General features: G+C 57.9%; 11 protein-coding genes and 4 pseudogenes (1 of these 15 cut by a window edge). 13 read left to right on the top strand and 2 right to left on the bottom strand.

Annotated features, from left to right (window positions below; all coding sequences use genetic code 11):
- Window positions 1–41: 41 nt before the first annotated feature.
- The 5 genes from N8E89_RS04105 (at window position 42) to N8E89_RS04085 (ending at window position 3,402) form a co-directional block, all read left to right on the top strand.
- On the top strand, window positions 42–809 hold the full coding sequence (locus tag N8E89_RS04105) for a ComF family protein (RefSeq protein WP_113172185.1): 768 nt from the start codon (window positions 42–44) through the stop codon (window positions 807–809).
- A 78-nt stretch (window positions 810–887) separates the two neighbouring features.
- Window positions 888–1,157 carry a glutaredoxin 3 gene (gene grxC, locus N8E89_RS04100; RefSeq protein ID WP_262261212.1) on the top strand — a complete coding sequence of 90 codons (270 nt, stop codon included), beginning with the start codon at window positions 888–890 and terminating at the stop codon, window positions 1,155–1,157.
- A gap of 10 nt (window positions 1,158–1,167) precedes the next feature.
- A complete protein-coding gene (locus tag N8E89_RS04095; protein ID WP_106666900.1) occupies window positions 1,168–2,034 on the top strand; it encodes a carbon-nitrogen hydrolase family protein in 867 nt (288 codons plus the stop codon).
- Window positions 2,031–2,444: a DUF1178 family protein gene (locus N8E89_RS04090; protein WP_113172184.1), complete on the top strand. Its 414-nt coding sequence runs from the start codon at window positions 2,031–2,033 to the stop codon at window positions 2,442–2,444. Before N8E89_RS04095 ends, N8E89_RS04090 begins: the two co-directional genes overlap by 4 nt.
- 61 nt (window positions 2,445–2,505) lie before the next feature.
- On the top strand, window positions 2,506–3,402 hold the full coding sequence (locus N8E89_RS04085; RefSeq protein ID WP_262261210.1) for a DMT family transporter: 897 nt from the start codon (window positions 2,506–2,508) through the stop codon (window positions 3,400–3,402).
- Window positions 3,403–3,416: 14 nt separating this feature from the next.
- Here the strand turns inward: N8E89_RS04085 and ubiG are convergent, their stop codons facing one another.
- The gene (ubiG, locus tag N8E89_RS04080; protein ID WP_262261209.1) at window positions 3,417–4,160 is read right to left on the bottom strand and encodes a bifunctional 2-polyprenyl-6-hydroxyphenol methylase/3-demethylubiquinol 3-O-methyltransferase UbiG; all 744 of its coding nucleotides are present in this window, start codon (window positions 4,158–4,160) and stop codon (window positions 3,417–3,419) included.
- Window positions 4,161–4,350: 190 nt separating this feature from the next.
- Between ubiG and N8E89_RS04075 the strand changes: the two genes are divergently transcribed.
- The 8 genes and pseudogenes from N8E89_RS04075 (at window position 4,351) to N8E89_RS04030 (ending at window position 16,887) form a co-directional block, all read left to right on the top strand.
- Window positions 4,351–5,604, top strand: coding sequence for an aspartate kinase (locus N8E89_RS04075; protein WP_106666896.1), 1,254 nt, complete (start codon window positions 4,351–4,353; stop codon window positions 5,602–5,604).
- A 143-nt stretch (window positions 5,605–5,747) separates the two neighbouring features.
- The gene (gene ptsP / locus N8E89_RS04070; protein ID WP_113172237.1) at window positions 5,748–7,988 is read left to right on the top strand and encodes a phosphoenolpyruvate--protein phosphotransferase; all 2,241 of its coding nucleotides are present in this window, start codon (window positions 5,748–5,750) and stop codon (window positions 7,986–7,988) included.
- A gap of 7 nt (window positions 7,989–7,995) precedes the next feature.
- Window positions 7,996–9,076, top strand: a pseudogene (gene prfA, locus N8E89_RS29250) (peptide chain release factor 1).
- Window positions 9,077–9,081: 5 nt separating this feature from the next.
- Window positions 9,082–9,954 (top strand): peptide chain release factor N(5)-glutamine methyltransferase, encoded by an 873-nt coding sequence (prmC, locus tag N8E89_RS04055; RefSeq protein WP_262261819.1) that lies wholly within the window; start codon window positions 9,082–9,084, stop codon window positions 9,952–9,954.
- A 295-nt stretch (window positions 9,955–10,249) separates the two neighbouring features.
- Complete coding sequence (locus N8E89_RS29245; RefSeq protein WP_410010333.1) at window positions 10,250–11,074, top strand: DUF4167 domain-containing protein; 825 nt, start codon at window positions 10,250–10,252, stop codon at window positions 11,072–11,074.
- Between the two features lie 266 nt (window positions 11,075–11,340).
- Window positions 11,341–12,003, top strand: a complete 663-nt coding sequence (locus N8E89_RS04040) for a dihydrofolate reductase family protein (protein ID WP_262261206.1) — start codon at window positions 11,341–11,343, stop codon at window positions 12,001–12,003.
- 684 nt (window positions 12,004–12,687) lie between these two features.
- Window positions 12,688–15,302: pseudogene (clpB, locus tag N8E89_RS04035) on the top strand (ATP-dependent chaperone ClpB).
- A 257-nt stretch (window positions 15,303–15,559) separates the two neighbouring features.
- Window positions 15,560–16,887 (top strand): annotated as a pseudogene (locus N8E89_RS04030) (L,D-transpeptidase).
- Between the two features lie 3 nt (window positions 16,888–16,890).
- Here N8E89_RS04030 and N8E89_RS04025 read toward each other — a convergent pair.
- Window positions 16,891–17,661 (bottom strand): annotated as a pseudogene (locus N8E89_RS04025) (M23 family metallopeptidase); it runs 1,182 nt beyond the window's last position.

Genomic DNA, 17,661 nt, shown 5'->3' with positions numbered 1-17,661 from the left:
ATAGTTCTCACGGTAGATGCGTCGCCTCGGGTGAAATTGCAATGAAAACCGTTGGAACAACAGCAGCTCTTTTGACACGCTCGGCGACAAATCAGCTGTTCAGGCTGTTGTTTCCACCGATTTGCGCTGGCTGCGACATACACGTGGCTGAGCCAGGAACCTTGTGTGGCGCCTGCTGGTCAAGGGTGCGCTTCATCGAAAAACCTTGCTGCCCGGTGCTTGGCATTCCGTTCAGCCACGACCTCGGCGCCGAGATTCTTTCCGCCGAGGCGATTGCTGATCCGCCGCCATTCCGGCGCGCGCGATCGGTTGCGGCGCATGAGGGCGTCATCCGCGATATGGTGCACCGGCTCAAATACAATGACCGCACCGACCTTGGCCCCTGGATGGCGCGCTGGATGCTGCGGGCCGGCAGGGAGTTGCTGAATGATTGCGATATCATAGTCCCTGTGCCGTTGCATGCGCGGCGCTTCTGGTTGCGAAGATTCAACCAGTCCGCAGAACTGGCCCGCCATCTGGCAAGCTTGAGCGGCAAGACATTCGACCCGGATGCGCTGAAACGCATCAAGCAGACAAGACAGCAGGTTGGCCTCGGGGCAAACGAGCGGACGGCCAATGTGCGTGGGGCCTTCAAGGTGCCGGAGACGCAGGCGATCAAGGTGCGCGGACGCAATGTCCTTCTGATCGACGATGTCTATACTACCGGCGCCACTGTGAAAGCGGCTTCGCGTGCCTTACTCAGAGGCGGTGCGTCAAGTGTAGATATTCTCACTTTTGGCCGGGTTCTGGGACAGGAATTATCGGTCTGAGGGCGTTCTCGCGCAAAGAACAGGTCTTTTCGGCAGAATATTTGATGCCTATATAGGAGGACAAAGCGGAGTATCTGAATGGTTGATGTAACAATCTATACGCGTAACGGTTGCGGTTATTGTACTGCCGCCAAGGGTCTTCTTTCAGACAAAGGCGTTGCGTTCGTCGAGCATAATGCGACGATCGAACCTACGGCGCGACAGGACATGGTGGCACGCGCTAATGGCCGCACGACATTTCCGCAAATATTCATTGGCGAAACTCATGTCGGCGGCTGCGACGATCTGTATGCGCTGGAAAATCAGGGCCGCCTCGACACATTGTTGAAAACCGGCGAACTCGCTTGAGGATAATGACATGAGTGCATTTCGTGCCGCCGCTATCCAGATGCGCTCGGGCGTAGACCCGCAACGCAATGCCGCCGATCTTGCTGGTTATGTTGCAGACGCGGTGGGGAAGGGCGCTGTTTACGTCCAGACGCCGGAAATGACCGGTGCCCTGCAGCGGGATCGCAAGGGGCTCCAGAGTGTCTTGAAGGCCGAGAACGATGATGTCATCGTCCGCACCGCTTCAGAACTTGCCGCCAAGCATGGAATTCACCTGCATATTGGCTCAACGGCGATCGCCCGTGACGATGGCAAGATTGCCAACCGGGCATTTTTATTTGGACCGGACGGTAATATCCTCACGCGCTACGACAAGATTCACATGTTCGATGTCGATCTCGACAATGGCGAGAGTTGGCGTGAGTCGGCCGTTTATGCGCCTGGTGCCGATACGGTGGTGATCGACCTGCCCTTCACGCGCCTCGGTTTCGCAATTTGTTACGACGTCCGCTTCCCGCAATTGTTCCGCGCGCAGGCTTTGGCTGGCGCAGCCGTCATCACGGCACCTGCCGCCTTCACCCGCCAGACGGGCGAGGCGCATTGGCACGTGCTCCAGCGCGCCCGTGCCATCGAAAACGGTGCCTTTATGATTTCAGCAGCTCAGGGCGGTGTTCATGAAGATGGCCGCGAGACCTATGGCCACTCGATGATAGTCGCGCCATGGGGTGAGGTCCTGGCGGAAGCTGATCATGCGGATCCTGGCGTTGTCGTCGCGGATATCGATCCTGCCTTAAGCGCCGCTGCCCGCGCAAAGGTGCCAAACCTCAAGAACGCACGTCCATTTGGACTGGTCGTTGAGAACGGCGGCCAGAGTGAAAGGCTTGTCGTGGCATCATGATCCGTTTTTCCCTTCATTGCGACAATGAGCACGACTTTGAAGGCTGGTTTCGAAGCAATGATGATTTTGATACGCAGGCCCAACAGCGGCTTGTGATGTGCCCTGTTTGCGGCTCGCACAAGATCGGGAAAGCATTGATGGCGCCTTCCGTGACCACCGGCCGGCAAAAAGAAAAAATTGCCGTTGCCATGAGCAAAATGGTCACGGAGTTGAAGGAGATTGCTCAGAAGGTCCGCGAGAATGCCGACTATGTCGGCAGCGACTTTGCCGAGGAGGCCCGCAAGATCCATTTCGGCGAAGTGGAGAAGCGCGGCATTTACGGGGAGGCCACTGGGGAGGAGGTCAAGTCCCTGCTGGAGGACGGCGTCGATGTCATGCCGCTACCAGTCTTTCCTGAGGATCACAATTGATCTTGCCCGGTTAAAGCGGATGTCTATGGTGGTCCAACTGAACCCCATCGGATGATTCCCCATGCCATTTCTGAATTCTGCCGCCGTGCTGCTTGTCTTGACAGGCACGTTTCTCGGATTGACGCTGCCGTTCGGCAAGCTGGCATTCGCTGCGGGCGTAGCGCCGTCGCTATGGGCATTCGTCATCTCCACGGGAGCAGGGACCGTGCTGCTTGTAGCGTTCCTCATCATGGGGAAACGGCCGCGCTTCGACGCTCACATGATGAGGTACTATCTTGTGGCTGCGCTTGTATCCTATGCCATTCCCAATCTCATGACGCTCTCAGCGATCCCACATCTGGGGTCCGGCTATACCGGGATCATGTACACGCTGTCGCCCGTGTTTACCCTGATGCTTTCGATATTGTTCAAAATGCGAAGGCCCAATCTTCTCGGCCTTCTCGGGATATTCGTGGGGTTTGCCGGGGCGGTCCTCGTCGGCTTTACCCGCGGTCAGGTCGGCCAGCCGGCCGAACCCCTGTGGGTGGGGATTGGGCTGCTTATTCCGGTGCTTCTGGCATTGGGCAATGTCTATCGCACGATCGACTGGCCGGAAGGCGCCGATCCGACCGAGCTTGCGGCCGGTAGTCATTTAACGACAGCCGTTGTCCTCATTCCGGTGATTTTCTACATGACTGGAGCATTCCCGGTCGAACCGCTTGGCACTGTGCCATGGCTGGTTTTCTTCCAGGTTCTGGCATCTGCCTGCATGTTTGCGTTGTATTTCCGGCTTCAGGCCGTCGGGGGTCCCGTGTATCTCAGCCAGATCGGATATGTGGGCGCGGCCGTTGCTCTTCTCGCCGGAACGCTGTTCCTGGGCGAAGTCTACCAGCTCGCGACCTGGGTAGGGGCTGTCATCATCACGATCGGCGTTCTGATGACCACGAAGGCCCAGCGTATGGCGGCAAAGGCCGCTTAGAGCGCTTCAAGGCTCTAGGGCCTTGTTGCCAGAACCATGTAGTTGACATTGGTATCGCGCGAGCGGCTCCAGCTGTCGGCAAGCGGGTTATAGGTAACGCCGACCTTTTCAACGACCTCAAGTCCGGCACGCGATAGCGCCGTTTCCAGTTCTTCGGGACGGACCAGCTTGTCATATTGATGCGTGCCGCGCGGCAGCCAGCGCAAGACATACTCGGCGCCAAAAATCGCGAGGCCGAGCGCCTTCAATGTCCGATTGATCGTGGCGACAAAGGTCATGCCGCCGGGTTTGACCATTTGCGAGCATGCCGACATGTAGAGATCGACATCGGCGACGTGTTCGACGACTTCCATGTTGAGAACGATGTCGAATTGTTCTCCGGCTTCGGCGAGGGCTTCCGCGGTGGTTGCACGGTAGTCGATGGAAAGGCCGCTTTGCGCGGCATGGATCTTGGCCACTTCGATATTGGTTTCGCCGGCGTCGGCGCCAACGACCGTTGCGCCAAGGCGGGCCATGGGTTCGCAAAGAAGGCCGCCACCGCAACCAATATCGAGTATACGCAGGCCGGCAAATGGCAACGGCCCGTTTGGATCGATGCCGTAGTGGGCGCACACCTTTTCCTTGATATAGGCAAGGCGCGTCGGGTTGAACTTGTGCAGGGGACGGAACTTGCCCTGCGGGTTCCACCACTCGGCCGCCATGCGCGAAAAGCGCTCGACTTCCGCCGCATCGATTGTACTGCGCTGTGTTGTCGCCATCGGCCTGTCCTCACTGTTGTTTCCGAGAGGCCCCGTCCGCCAAAAAATGTCAAGACGCAAATCGTTCCGCGTTCTTGCAGTCACGTCATAATTTCGTTATGGGAGGCCGCATTCATTTGGCGAAGGGTGGTTTCATTTCCAGCGGCTCTTTTCCGACCCAATTTCAGGCATTCCAGAACGGTACCTTTCCATGGCACGCATTGTGATGAAATTCGGTGGCACTTCGGTGGCCGATATCGACCGCATCCGTAATGTGGCCAGGCACGTCAAACGTGAAGTCGATGCCGGACACGAGGTTGCCGTCGTCGTCTCTGCCATGGCCGGAAAAACCAATGAGCTGGTGGCTTGGACCCGCCAGACCTCGCCGATGCACGATGCGCGCGAGTATGATGCCATTGTTGCCTCCGGCGAGCAGGTAACTGCCGGCCTGCTGGCGATCGCGTTGCAGGCTATGGGCGTGCATGCGCGTTCCTGGCAAGGCTGGCAGATCCCGATCAAGACCGACAACGCGCATGGCGCGGCCCGTATCCTCGAAATCGACGGTTCGTTCCTGATCGAGCGGTTCGAGGAAGGGCAGGTCGCTGTCATTTCCGGCTTTCAGGGCATTGGACCGGACAACCGCATCTCGACGCTCGGACGTGGCGGCTCGGATACCAGCGCGGTTGCCATCGCGGCAGCCGTCAAAGCCGATCGATGCGACATATATACGGATGTCGATGGTGTCTACACCACCGATCCGCGCGTGGAACCCAAGGCTCGCCGCCTGTCGCGGATATCATTTGAAGAAATGCTTGAAATGGCCTCGCTTGGCGCCAAAGTGCTACAGGTGCGGTCCGTCGAGCTTGCCATGGTGCACAAAGTGCGCACATTTGTCAGGTCCAGTTTCGAAGACCCCGATGCGCCGGGCATGGGTGATTTGATCAATCCGCCCGGAACACTTATTTGCGACGAGGAAGAAATCGTGGAACAGCAGGTTGTCACAGGAATTGCCTACGCCAAGGACGAAGCCCAGATTTCGCTGCGTCGCGTTGCTGATCGCCCCGGCATATCCGCCGCCATATTTGGCCCGCTCGCCGAGTCGCATATCAACGTTGATATGATCGTACAGAATGTCTCGGAAGATGGCACCAAGACCGATATGACCTTCACGGTACCGTCGGGTGATCTCGACAAGGCGCTGGTTGTCCTGGAAAAGGTCAAGGCGGAGATTGGCTGCGACATCATCCAGTCGGAAGCTGGTATGGTCAAGGTCTCGGTCATTGGAATCGGCATGCGCAGTCATGCGGGCGTTGCCGCGACGGCTTTCCGCGCGCTCGCCGACAAGGGCATCAATATCCGCGCCATCACCACTTCGGAAATCAAGATTTCCATTCTTATTGATGGTCCCTATGCGGAACTTGCAGTACGCACTTTGCATTCCGTCTACGGTCTGGATAAGCATTAGCAAGCCAGATTCTATTTGTCGGCATCTTCGACGGCTGACATGATGGATTGACTGATTTGGTGAGGCCATTCCGGCCTTGCCAATATTGTTATGGAGAAAGGCTCCAAGTGCCCACGCGCGAGCAGATAAGCGGCCCCCGTGTCATGCTGAAGCGCCTCCGCGAATTGATGGCGGAGGCTCTTGAGCCACAGGAGAGGCTTGACCGCATTGTTCGCGAAATCGCGCAGAACATGGTCGCGGAAGTGTGCTCATTCTATGTGCTGCGCTCCGATGGCGTCCTCGAACTCTATGCTACCGAGGGTTTGAATCCGTCCGCCGTCCATCTGGCGCAGCTGAGACTTGGACAGGGCCTTGTCGGTACCATTGCCGCCAGCGCCCGCCCGCTCAACTTGACCGATGCACAGACCCACCCGGCTTTCGCCTATCTGCCGGAAACGGGCGAGGAGATCTACAATTCCTTCCTCGGCGTCCCGATCCTGAGGGCGGGGCGAACGCTCGGCGTTCTTGTCGTCCAGAACAAGACCAAGCGCGTCTATCGCGAGGACGAGGTTGAGGCGCTGGAAACCACGGCGATGGTCTTGGCCGAAATGGTTGCGGCCGGCGAGATACCGAGGCTCGCCCGTCCGGGCGTCGAACTTGATCTCGGGAAGCCGATGAGCTTCAGCGGCAACGCCTTCAATGATGGCGTCGGGCTCGGCCATGTCGTGCTCCATGAGCCGCGCATTGTCGTCACCAATCTCTTCAACGAGAACATCGATACGGAAATCGACAGGCTCGAAAGTTCGCTTGGTTCCTTGCGTATCTCGATCGACGATATGCTGTCGCGCCGTGATGTGGCGTTCGAGGGCGAGCATCGCGAGGTGCTGGAAGCCTACCGGATGTTTGCGCATGATACCGGCTGGGTGCGGCGTCTCGAAGAGGCAATCCGCAACGGGCTGACTGCGGAAGCGGCGGTCGAGAAGGTGCAGAGCGACACACGCGCCCGCATGATGCATCTGACTGATCCCTACATGCGCGAGCGCCTCAGCGATTTCGATGATCTGGCAAACCGGCTGTTGCGTCAGCTGATGGGTCGCGACGTCAAGACCATGGCCGGGTCGCTTGCCAAGGATGCCATCATCATCGCCCGCTCCATGGGCGCGGCGGAACTGCTGGACTATCCGCGCGAACGCCTGCGTGGCCTGGTGCTGGAAGATGGCGCCGCGACCAGCCATGTGGTGATCGTTGCCAGAGCGATGGGCATTCCGGTTGCGGGTCAGGTCAAGGGCGTCGTGTCCATGGCGGAAAACAATGATGCGGTGATCGTCGATGGCGATGATGGCCGCGTTCACCTTCGTCCGCAGTCGGACGTGGAAGCGGCCTATTCGGAAAAGGTCAAGTTTCGCGCCAAGCGCCAGGCGCTCTACAGGGAATTGCGCGACAAGCCTTCGGTGACGAAAGACGGCCTGCAGATCTCGCTGCTGATGAATGCCGGCCTGTTGGTCGACCTGCCGCAATTGATGGAGGCGGGTGCTGCCGGCATTGGCCTGTTCAGGACCGAATTGCAATTCATGGTGGCTTCGACGTTCCCTCGTGCCGAACAACAGGAACGTCTCTATCGCTCCGTGCTCGAGGCTGCCGGTGACCGGCCGGTTACGTTCCGCACACTCGATATCGGCGGCGACAAGGTTCTTCCCTATTTCCGCAGCAATGTGAACGAGGAAAACCCGGCAATGGGCTGGCGGGCGATCCGGTTGACGCTCGATCGTCCGGGATTGCTGCGCACGCAGGTCCGCGCCTTGCTCAAGGCTGCAGGTGGCCGCGAGCTCCGGCTGATGCTGCCGATGGTCACGGAAGTCGCGGAAGTGCGCAAGGCGAGCGAACTGATCAATCGCGAGGTTCAACACCTGTCGCGCTTTGCCTATGATCTGCCAACGCGGGTCAAGATCGGCGCAATGGTCGAGGTTCCGTCGCTGCTCTGGCAGCTCGACGAGCTGATGTCGGTTGTGGATTTCGTCTCTGTCGGCTCAAATGACCTGTTCCAGTTCATCATGGCCGTTGATCGAGGCAATTCGATCATTACCAATCGCTTCGATAACCTGTCGGTGCCCTTCCTGCGCGTTTTGCGTCAGATCGCCGAGGCCGGTGAGCGCAACAATACCGATGTCACCCTCTGCGGTGAAATGGCTGGCAAGCCGCTTTCGGCCATGGCGTTGCTCGGCCTTGGATTCCGGTCCATATCCATGTCGCCGGCTTCAATCGGTCCGGTCAAAGCCATGCTTGGCACGCTCGACGTCAGCGAACTCAGCGCGCAGCTGAACGACGCAATCGACAATCACGGTGAAACGGGTTCGTTGCGCCATGTTCTCACCAAGTTTGCAGAGCGAGCAGGCGTTACACTGTGAGGTTTGCATGAATTCCATTCCGCAGGATCGTATGGATCAACTGCTGAAGCGCTTCTCCATGATGGAGACGCAGATGGCAAGCAACCCCGATTCCGACACTTACGTCAGGCTTGCGTCGGAGTATTCCGAGCTGGAGCCGGTCGTTGCTAAAATTCGCGACCTCGTCAGCGCCCGCAGTGAAGCGGCCGATCTGAAATCCATGCTCAATGACGCATCGACCGACAAGGACATGCGCGAGCTGGCGGAAGCCGAATTGCCGGAAATCGATGCGCGCATCGAGGAACTGGAGAAGGATATCCAGGTCCTGCTGTTGCCGAAGGACGTTGCCGACCAGCGCAACGCCATTCTCGAAATTCGCGCCGGTACCGGCGGTTCGGAAGCGGCGCTGTTCGGCGGCGATCTGTTCCGCATGTATGAGCGCTATGCGGCATCCAATGGCTGGCGCGTCGAGCTGATTTCAGCGAGCGATGGCGAAGCTGGCGGCTACAAGGAAGTCATCGCCATGGTTTCGGGCAAGGGTGTCTTTGCCAAGCTGAAATTCGAGATCGGGCGTGCACCGTGTGCAGCGCGTTCCCGACACGGAAGCGAGCGGCCGTATCCACACTTCGGCCGCAACCGTCGCAGTCCTCCCGGAGGCCGAAGAGATCGACATCGATATCCGGCCGGATGACATCCGCATTGATACGATGCGCGCATCGGGATCTGGCGGTCAGCACGTCAACACCACCGATTCCGCAGTGCGTATCACGCATATCCCCTCGGGCATCGTCGTTGTGCAGGCGGAAAAATCGCAGCACCAGAACCGCGCCCGCGCCATGCAGGTCCTGCGTTCACGCCTGTTCGACATGCAGCGGCAGAAAGCCGATAGCGAGCGTTCCGAGGCCCGGCGCAGCCAGGTCGGTTCAGGCGATCGTTCAGAGCGCATCCGCACCTATAATTTCCCGCAGGGGCGCGTCACGGATCACCGCATCAATTTGACGCTCTACAAGCTCGATCGCATCATGGAAGGCGATCTGGATGAGCTTATCAGTGCGCTGATTTCGGACTATCAGACAGCTTTGCTTGCCCAGATGAATGAAGGGTTTTGACAGCAATGGCTGAGGACGGGTCATTGACCCTCGCCGATGTGCACCGGGAAGCCCGGACTCGCCTGATCGCAGCTGGAATAGACACTCCGGATCTCGATGCACGTCTCCTGGTCGAGTGGGTCACCGGGTGCGACCGGCTTGAAATGGTCCGCAACCCGAATCGCCCCGTCGAAAATGCGGTTGTCGGCCAGCTGGAGGCGGTGCTTAACCGGCGTATCAATGGCGAATCAGTGCATCGCATCATCGGCAAGCGCGCTTTCTACGGCGTTGAGCTTGCCTTATCTGCTGATACGCTCGAGCCGCGTCCTGACACCGAGGCCCTTGTCGAACTGGTGGTGCCGTTCCTGCGTCAACGCATTGAAAAGCATGGTGTCGCCGACCTCATCGATCTTGGTACCGGCACCGGTGCAATCGCGCTGGCGCTGCTCGACCAGTTCAAGCAATTGCGGGCGGTGGGCGTTGATATTTCCCAGGGTGCCCTTGAAACGGCCCGTCACAACGCCCATATGGCAGGTGTATCGGAGCGTTTCGCAGCCCTCCATTCGGATTGGTTTTCCGGGGTAACTGGCTGCTATGACCTGATTATTTCCAATCCGCCCTATATACCGTCCATTGACATAGCCAGCTTGCAGCGCGAAGTCGTGCTGCACGATCCGCTCAGGGCTTTGGATGGCGGCCAGGATGGACTCACTGCGTACCGGATAATTGCCGGTCGGTCCCGGCAGCATCTGAGACAAGGCGGTGCGGTCGCATTGGAAATCGGGTATGGACAACGCGGTGATGTCACGGCGATTTTCTCCGGAGAAAATTTCGCCCTGACGGGTGTCCAGAAGGATATTGGCGGGCACGAAAGAGCAATATTGTTCTCGCCAATGTAAAAATCTTGAAAAAGGGCTTGGAATTTGCAGCGAAGACGGCTAGTTTCGCCTTACCGCTCTAAACCGAACAAATCTGGTTCTGCCTATCAAGAGATTGATACGGGAATTTCCGGGTGTTTGATTTCTCTTTGGAAATAGCTTTGGAGAAATGGTTTTTGCGGCAGCACAAAAGTTTTATGAACTTTGGATGCGATTGAAGCGCGGGGCGCGCTTCAGGTCGGCACTTGAGAAGCGAAGCTTTTTGACTCAAATGGTGAGCAAATTAGCGCCCCTGATTTTCTGAAAAGAGATAAGTATGAGGCCAGTACAGCAGAATAGGCGCATGCGCGGACGCGGTAACAACAATAACCGCAACAAAGGTCCCAACCCACTTTCCCGCAACTATGAGAGCAACGGCCCCGATGTTAAAATCCGGGGGAACGCTCAGCACATCGCCGAAAAATACACTACGCTTGCACGTGATGCACAGAGCGCCGGTGATCGCGTGATAGCTGAAAACTATCTCCAGCACGCCGAGCACTACAATCGAATCATTCTCGCTGCTCAGGCTCAGGCGCCTGTCCAGTATCAGCGCGACGATCGTGATGACCGCGACGAGCAGGATGAAGATATTGGCTATGACGATGAGGGCAATAACGGCAACGGCAACGATTCCGATCGTCAAGAGCTGCCGGAACGCCAGCAGGAGTTCTCCCAACGTCAAGAACGTCCCCAGCGCCAGGAGCCTCAGGAACGTCCAGAGCGCCAGGAGAGGCAAGAACGCTCCGAGCGTCATGAGCGTCCAGAACGTGTGATGCATCAGCCAATCAATGGCAGCGGCCCACAGCCCATCATTGAAGGTACTCCCGCAGAAGTCGCCTATGACGACGACACGGTAAGCCAGCGCCAGCCGCATGTTCAACCCGTCGAAAGCGCTCCCGAGGCATCCGAAGAGGCGGCCGAGGCCAAGCCGGCACGTCGCGCACCGCGCGGCCGTCGTCCTGCCCGTCCGCGTGAACCGCGGGTGACGGAAGAAAGCGCCGCTGAACCAGTTGCGCCTGATACCGCCAATGATCTTTCACCGGCAGGTATTGTCGCCCAAGTGAAGAAGCGCCGGGCGGCGGTAGAATCCGACGTTTGATCTGAGTGTGATTGAATTTTACGCCACCTGCGGGGAAACCTGCGGGTGGCGTAATGCGTTGAATGACCTTGACACGGGTGCATTGTCCCGAGGGACCGCGAGGAACTTTGCCGGAACCACGGCCTTTACATGGTGCGCGCAAGAGCGCTGTGTCCCCACGGCCCTTTAAAAAAATGCGCTGATATGTCGGCCAGACGCTCGCTCAACCGTCCTTCGGTAGTCCTGAGCCTCGCAGTTGCGGGTCAGGAAAAAAGAGGAGAAACGAAATGCGAAAAGTCATTGCTTCAACTTTCCTGAGTGTCGATGGGGTCATGCAAGCTCCTGGCGGGCCCGACGAGGACCCAACCGGCGGTTTCACCCATGGCGGCTGGACCGTCAATTATTGGGACGAGCCAATGGGCAAGGTCATGGACGGGATCATGACAGCGCCCTTCGATCTGCTGCTTGGCCGCAAGACCTATGAAATATTTGCCGCCTATTGGCCTTATGCGGAGAGCGGCCTTATTGCAGATAAGTTCAATGCGGTGACCAAATATGTGGCAACCTCATCGACAGAGCCGCTTACCTGGAATAATTCGGTGGCCATTCACGGTGACGTGGCGGCAGAAATCGCGCAATTGAAGCAGCGGGACGGATCGGATCTGCTCATTCAGGGCAGCAGCCAGCTTATCCAGACGCTGCTGGCAAACGACCTGATCGACCAATTCAATCTTTTTGTCTTTCCACTCTTGCTGGGTTCCGGCAAACGCATGTTTGGCCAAGGCGGCGTACCTGCCGGGTTGAAGCTCGTCGAGACGAAAGTTTCGACGACCGGTGTCACGATGAGCACCTATCTGCGCTCCGGATCTGTCAGCACTGGATCATTCGCCCTCGAGGAACCAAGCGAAGCCGAACTCGCACGCCGCGACAAGATGAAACGCGAGGGCTAGAGGCAAGATTGTCTATGGTGACGCTTCCTCAGCTTCCCCTTGCGAACCACGCACAGCAGGCACCATACGGCAGTCAGCGCCGTCCAGATCAGAAAATTATGCCGCCAATTTATCCAACACCTCCAAACCTCGTTTATTCTGACCCGGTCCTTTCCACGGGGAACTGCTTCCGGAGCCGTTCGAAGCGGGGAAAGGACCGGCGCCTCCGATGGCGGGGAACGGACCCGCTGTCCGGGGACGTTCTGTCCAAGGGTTCCCCCTGCCGGTACTAGGACCGGCGCGTGCTGGACGAGCACTCTAAGGGGCACGCAGGTGACGCATGGAATGCCGCAAATGGTATTCCCCGGTGCCGAAGCCTCCCAAGCGGAAGGGATGAAAAGTCGCCGGACGGGCGGTCTTCGGATCGCATTACTACTTCTACCAAGACGCGCTTCGGCGACCGCCCGTCTTCCCCAGCCACTCAATGGCCAGACTCAGAGAATGAGGGCGTGGCGGGGGGAGGGATGTGCTATACAAAAAACTCCGTGCATGTGGCGCAACAAAACGCCCAACTCCGATCTTGCGCGGCATTGATAATGTTCCCATATTTGGAGGCGAATGAATGGGTTTGCCTCATGAGGGGACCCGTCACCAACACGCCGCACGACGCCTCCAAGAGGGTCGTTCGGGAAAAGGAGACATACGATGAACATTGAAAAATATACGGAGCGCGTCCGCGGTTTCATCCAGTCGGCGCAGACCTTTGCCCTTTCCTCCAATCATCAGCAGTTTGCCCCCGAACATTTGCTCAAAGTCCTGGTTGACGATGAGGAAGGTCTTGCCGCGTCGCTGATCGAGCGGGCAGGCGGGCGCGTAGAAGATGTACGCCTCGGTTTGCAGGCTGCTCTCGATGCGCTGCCGAAAGTGACAGGTGGCAATGGCCAGCTTTATCTAGCCCAGCCATTGGCCAAGGTTTTTACGACTGCCGAGGAAGTAGCGAAGAAGGCCGGCGACAGTTTCGTAACTGTCGAACGCCTGCTGACGGCCATGGCGATCGAAAAGTCGGCCAAGACTTCCGAAATCCTGAGCCGCGCCGGCGTCACTGCGGCCGGTCTGAACGCGGTTATCAACGATATCCGCAAGGGCCGGACGGCTGACTCGGCATCTGCCGAGAACACGTATGATGCCCTGAAGAAATATGCACGCGACCTGACGGCCGATGCGCGGGCGGGCAAGCTCGACCCCGTCATTGGCCGCGACGACGAGATTCGCCGGACGATCCAGGTTCTGTCGCGGCGTACCAAGAACAATCCGGTGCTCATTGGCGAACCGGGCGTGGGCAAGACGGCAATTGCAGAAGGTCTCGCTCTGCGCATCGTCAATGGCGATGTGCCGGAATCGCTGAAAGACAAACAGCTGATGGCGCTCGACATGGGTGCACTGATCGCCGGTGCGAAATATCGCGGCGAGTTCGAAGAGCGATTGAAGGGCGTGCTTTCCGAAGTCACGTCGGCCAATGGCGACATCATCCTGTTCATTGACGAGATGCACACGCTTGTCGGCGCCGGCAAGAGCGAAGGCGCGATGGATGCTTCAGAATCTTTTGAAGCCCGCGCTGGCTCGCGGCGAGCTGCATTGCGTCGGCGCGACGACGCTTGATGAATATCGCAAGCATGTGGAAAAAGATCCTGCTCTTGCCCGCCGGTTCCAGCCGGTGTTCGTCGACGAGCCGACAGTCGAGGATACGATCTCGATTCTGCGCGGCCTGAAGGAAAAATACGAGCAGCATCACAAGGTCCGCATTTCCGACTCGGCGCTTGTGGCTGCGGCGACATTGTCGAGATCGTTATATCACCGACCGCTTCCTGCCGGACAAGGCGATCGACCTTGTCGACGAAGGCGCCGCGCGGCTTCGTATGCAGGTTGATTCCAAGCCGGAAGAGCTGGATGAAATCGACCGTCGCATCATGCAGCTGAAGATCGAGCGCGAGGCCCTGAAGGTCGAGAAGGATGACGCTTCCCGCGACCGTCTGGAGAGGCTGGAAAAGGAGCTTGCCGATCTTGAGGAACAGTCGACTTCATTGACGAATACCTGGCAGGCGGAAAAGCAGAAGCTCGGACATGCCGCCGATCTGAAGCGCCAGCTTGACGATGCTCGCAACGCTCTCGCTTCGGCTCAGCGAAATGGTGAATTCCAGAAGGCGGGCGAGCTTGCCTATGGAACGATCCCGCAGCTGGAGAAGGAACTGGCGCAGGCCGAGCAGCAGGACAATGCTACCTCGATGGTCGAGGAAACGGTCACGCCGGATCATGTTGCCCAGGTCGTTTCACGCTGGACCGGCATTCCCGTTGACCGGATGCTGGAAGGTGAGCGGGAAAAGCTGCTGCGGATGGAAGACGAACTCGCCAAGCGTGTCGTCGGACAGGGCGAAGCGGTTCAAGCCGTATCGAAAGCCGTTCGCCGTGCGCGCGCTGGGTTGCAGGATCCGAACCGGCCAATCGGCTCGTTCATTTTCCTGGGACCTACAGGCGTCGGCAAAACCGAGCTTACGAAAGCGCTGGCATCATTTCTGTTCTCGGACGAGACGGCGATGGTTCGCCTCGACATGTCCGAATATATGGAGAAACACTCGGTTGCACGTCTGATCGGTGCTCCCCCCGGCTATGTCGGCTATGAGGAAGGCGGCGCTCTGACCGAGGCCGTCCGGCGCAGGCCCTATCAGGTTATCCTCTTCGACGAGATCGAAAAGGCGCATCCCGATGTATTCAATGTGCTGCTGCAGGTTCTCGATGATGGGCGTCTGACCGACGGTCAGGGGCGTACCGTCGATTTCCGCAACACTCTGGTCATCATGACGTCCAATCTCGGCGCGGAATATCTTGTCGGCCTGGCCGAAGGTCAGGATGTCGAGGAAGTTCGGGAAGAGGTGATGAACGTCGTCAAGGCGTCGTTCCGGCCGGAATTCCTCAACCGCGTGGATGAGATCATTCTATTCCATCGCCTGCAGCGCAAGGAAATGGGCAAGATCGTTGCGATCCAGCTCGAGCACCTGCAGAAGCTTCTGGCCGATCGCAAGATCGTTCTCAAGGTCGACGAAGATGCGACGGACTGGCTTGCCGAAAAGGGCTATGACCCTGCCTACGGTGCGCGGCCGCTGAAGCGTGTCATCCAGAAGCAGGTCCAGGACCCGCTTGCGGAGAAGATTCTGCTCGGCGAGATTCTGGATGGCTCGACGGTAAGAATCACCGCGGGTTCGGACAGGCTGAATTTCAAATCGGTCAAGTCAGCTCCCGAACGGGAGAAGAGCGAAGCAGCTTGAGTGCTCACGACATGAAAATAAAGAGAATGGCCGCCATATGGCGGCCATTTTCACGTCCCGTTCATCCGATAGATGCAACGATAAAAGCGCGCAGTCATTAACCATAAAGACAGGAAAATCGGTCAATCATGCTTAATGTTGCGTTACTAGTGAAAACCGGAAGCGATCCGCATGGCGTCTTATCATAATTCAATGTTTGGAATGTTGCTCGTTGCTTCCGCAAGTGCCCTTCCCCCGCGAGCGGGCGTGCGGCTGAAATTGCAGCACCCGCGGCAAGCGATCAGGCTCCTTATGCGGTCGCGCAACTCTTCGAACCAGGTGAACGCCGTCCGCGCCGCGAAGCTTACCGAGCGTATTTTGACGAATATGGCAGGAAAATCACGGTCGACCGTCGCGGCCGCATTGTTTCGGTCGAAGAGCCGCAAAATGATCAATCAAGCGATTACTTTCCCGACGCTCCGCAGGATCCGTACGATACCGGTGCGATTCCGGAAGATCCGTACGCGCGTCCGAACGACCCATACGAACAGCAATCCGCGCTGCCTTCCGAACGCGACTATGGCAGTGTCGATCGTCAGCCCTTGCCGCCTGCTGATGGCGAGATCAAACTTGCAGTCACCCGACCCGAATTATGTTGACCCTGGATTGCCAGGCGATGGGCTGACCGACGCTCCGCAGCAAGAGCAAATACCGGTTCATCCCAATCCGGCACCTACTGTCGAATTGCCCAAGGGGCAGGGGGCGAAGGCCAAGATCGCCGCCATCCAGGTTCTGCTTGATCGGATCGGCGTGTCACCTGGCGTCATCGACGGGCACAAGGGCGGCAATGTCGACAAGGCCGTAGCCGCTTTTGAGGAGATGACCGGGCAGAAATTCGATCCGCTCAACGAGGAAGGTATCAACGCATCGCTGGAACAGACCGGTGGTCCGGCTTTCGTTTCCTACACGATCACGTCGGAAGATGCGGCTTATCCGTTTGTCGCGTCCATCCCCGAGGATTATAGCCACAAGGCACAACTTGAGCGCATGGCGTTCACATCCGTCACGGAAATGTTGGCCGAGCGCTTCCATATGGATGAAAACTATCTGAAGGAAATCAACCCGGGCGTGGATTTCAATACGCCGGGTGTTGCTATCCAGATTGCCAGCACGGGCCAGAATGCCGGCGGTGCTGTGACACAGAATCATTGCCGACAAGGGGCGCAAACAGGTGCGTGGCTACAATGCGGAAGGAAGGTTGATCGTTGCCTACCCCGCAACGATCGGCTCGACGGATACGCCATCGCCATCCGGTACGGTTCAAGTGGAGCGGATCGCGCTCAATCCCAACTATACATACAACCCGAAGATCAACTTCAAGCAGGGTGAAAACAATTCGGTCCTGACTATCCCGCCGGGTCCGAATGGGCCGGTCGGTACGGTCTGGATCGCACTGTCAAAGCCGACCTATGGGATCCACGGTACTCCCGAACCGTCAAAGATAGGCAAGACCAACAGCCATGGCTGTGTGCGATTGACCAACTGGGATGCAACAGAATTGTCGAAATTGGTTCAGAAGGGCGTGACGGTCGAATTTCAGGAGTAGGTCTTAGCCGCTCGCGGCGACTTTCGTTCCGTTCGCGTCTTCTTCCCTCAGCAGCTGATCGATGCGCTCGCGCTCACGCTTGAAAGCGACGAGGTCATCGCCATCGAGAGCGCCGCCGCTTGGCAAGCGAATGCGCATTGGATCGACCTTCGAGCCATTGACGATGACTTCATAATGAAGATGCGGCCCTGTCGAAAGCCCTGTCGAACCGAGATAGCCAATCACCTGACCTTGCCGGATACGGGCTCCCGGTGTAACGCCACTCGCAATTGCATTCTGGTGAGAATAGCTGCTCTCGTAACCATTTGAATGGCGAATAATGGTTTGATTGCCATAACCATTTGTCCAGCCCGCGCGCTCAACCACGCCATTTCCTGCGGCTATGATCGGTGTGCCGCGCGGCGCAGACCAGTCGACGCCGGTATGCATGCGGGAATAGCCGAGAATCGGATGCCTGCGCATGCCGAAGGGCGAACGAAAGACGCCGTTCGGAACGGGTTTGCGCAGCAGGAACTGTTTGGAGCTCTTGCCGTTCTCATCGTAATAGTCCGTCGTTCCGTCCTCACCATGGAATCGATAGAATTTCTTGAGGTCGCCGCCAAAATTCGCGGCTACATAAAGAATCTCCGATTCGTCGCCAGCCTTATCCAGAATCAGCCGGGAGCGAAAAGAGCGCTTCCAGATGATCGGTCGGGCTGAGTTGAGACTGGAAGTCGACGTCGGATGCCAGCATGCGGATGAGCTGCTGGATCATTGAATCCGTCATGCCATAGG

The organism is Phyllobacterium sp. A18/5-2 (genome assembly GCF_025452215.1).
Classification (GTDB): Bacteria; Pseudomonadota; Alphaproteobacteria; order Rhizobiales; family Rhizobiaceae; genus Phyllobacterium; species Phyllobacterium sophorae.
This window is presented reverse-complemented; position numbering and strand designations above follow the sequence as displayed.

What these genes read in the sequence shown, in the direction of transcription:
- N8E89_RS04105 (WP_113172185.1), top strand. Translation starts at nt 42, where the DNA reads ATGAAAACCGTTGGAACAACAGCAGCTCTTTTGACACGCTCGGCGACA.
- grxC (WP_262261212.1), top strand. Translation starts at nt 888, where the DNA reads ATGGTTGATGTAACAATCTATACGCGTAACGGTTGCGGTTATTGTACT.
- N8E89_RS04095 (WP_106666900.1), top strand. Translation starts at nt 1,168, where the DNA reads ATGAGTGCATTTCGTGCCGCCGCTATCCAGATGCGCTCGGGCGTAGAC.
- N8E89_RS04090 (WP_113172184.1), top strand. Translation starts at nt 2,031, where the DNA reads ATGATCCGTTTTTCCCTTCATTGCGACAATGAGCACGACTTTGAAGGC.
- N8E89_RS04085 (WP_262261210.1), top strand. Translation starts at nt 2,506, where the DNA reads ATGCCATTTCTGAATTCTGCCGCCGTGCTGCTTGTCTTGACAGGCACG.
- ubiG (WP_262261209.1), bottom strand. Translation starts at nt 4,160, where the DNA reads ATGGCGACAACACAGCGCAGTACAATCGATGCGGCGGAAGTCGAGCGC.
- N8E89_RS04075 (WP_106666896.1), top strand. Translation starts at nt 4,351, where the DNA reads ATGGCACGCATTGTGATGAAATTCGGTGGCACTTCGGTGGCCGATATC.
- ptsP (WP_113172237.1), top strand. Translation starts at nt 5,748, where the DNA reads ATGCTGAAGCGCCTCCGCGAATTGATGGCGGAGGCTCTTGAGCCACAG.
- prmC (WP_262261819.1), top strand. Translation starts at nt 9,082, where the DNA reads ATGGCTGAGGACGGGTCATTGACCCTCGCCGATGTGCACCGGGAAGCC.
- N8E89_RS29245 (WP_410010333.1), top strand. Translation starts at nt 10,250, where the DNA reads ATGAGGCCAGTACAGCAGAATAGGCGCATGCGCGGACGCGGTAACAAC.
- N8E89_RS04040 (WP_262261206.1), top strand. Translation starts at nt 11,341, where the DNA reads ATGCGAAAAGTCATTGCTTCAACTTTCCTGAGTGTCGATGGGGTCATG.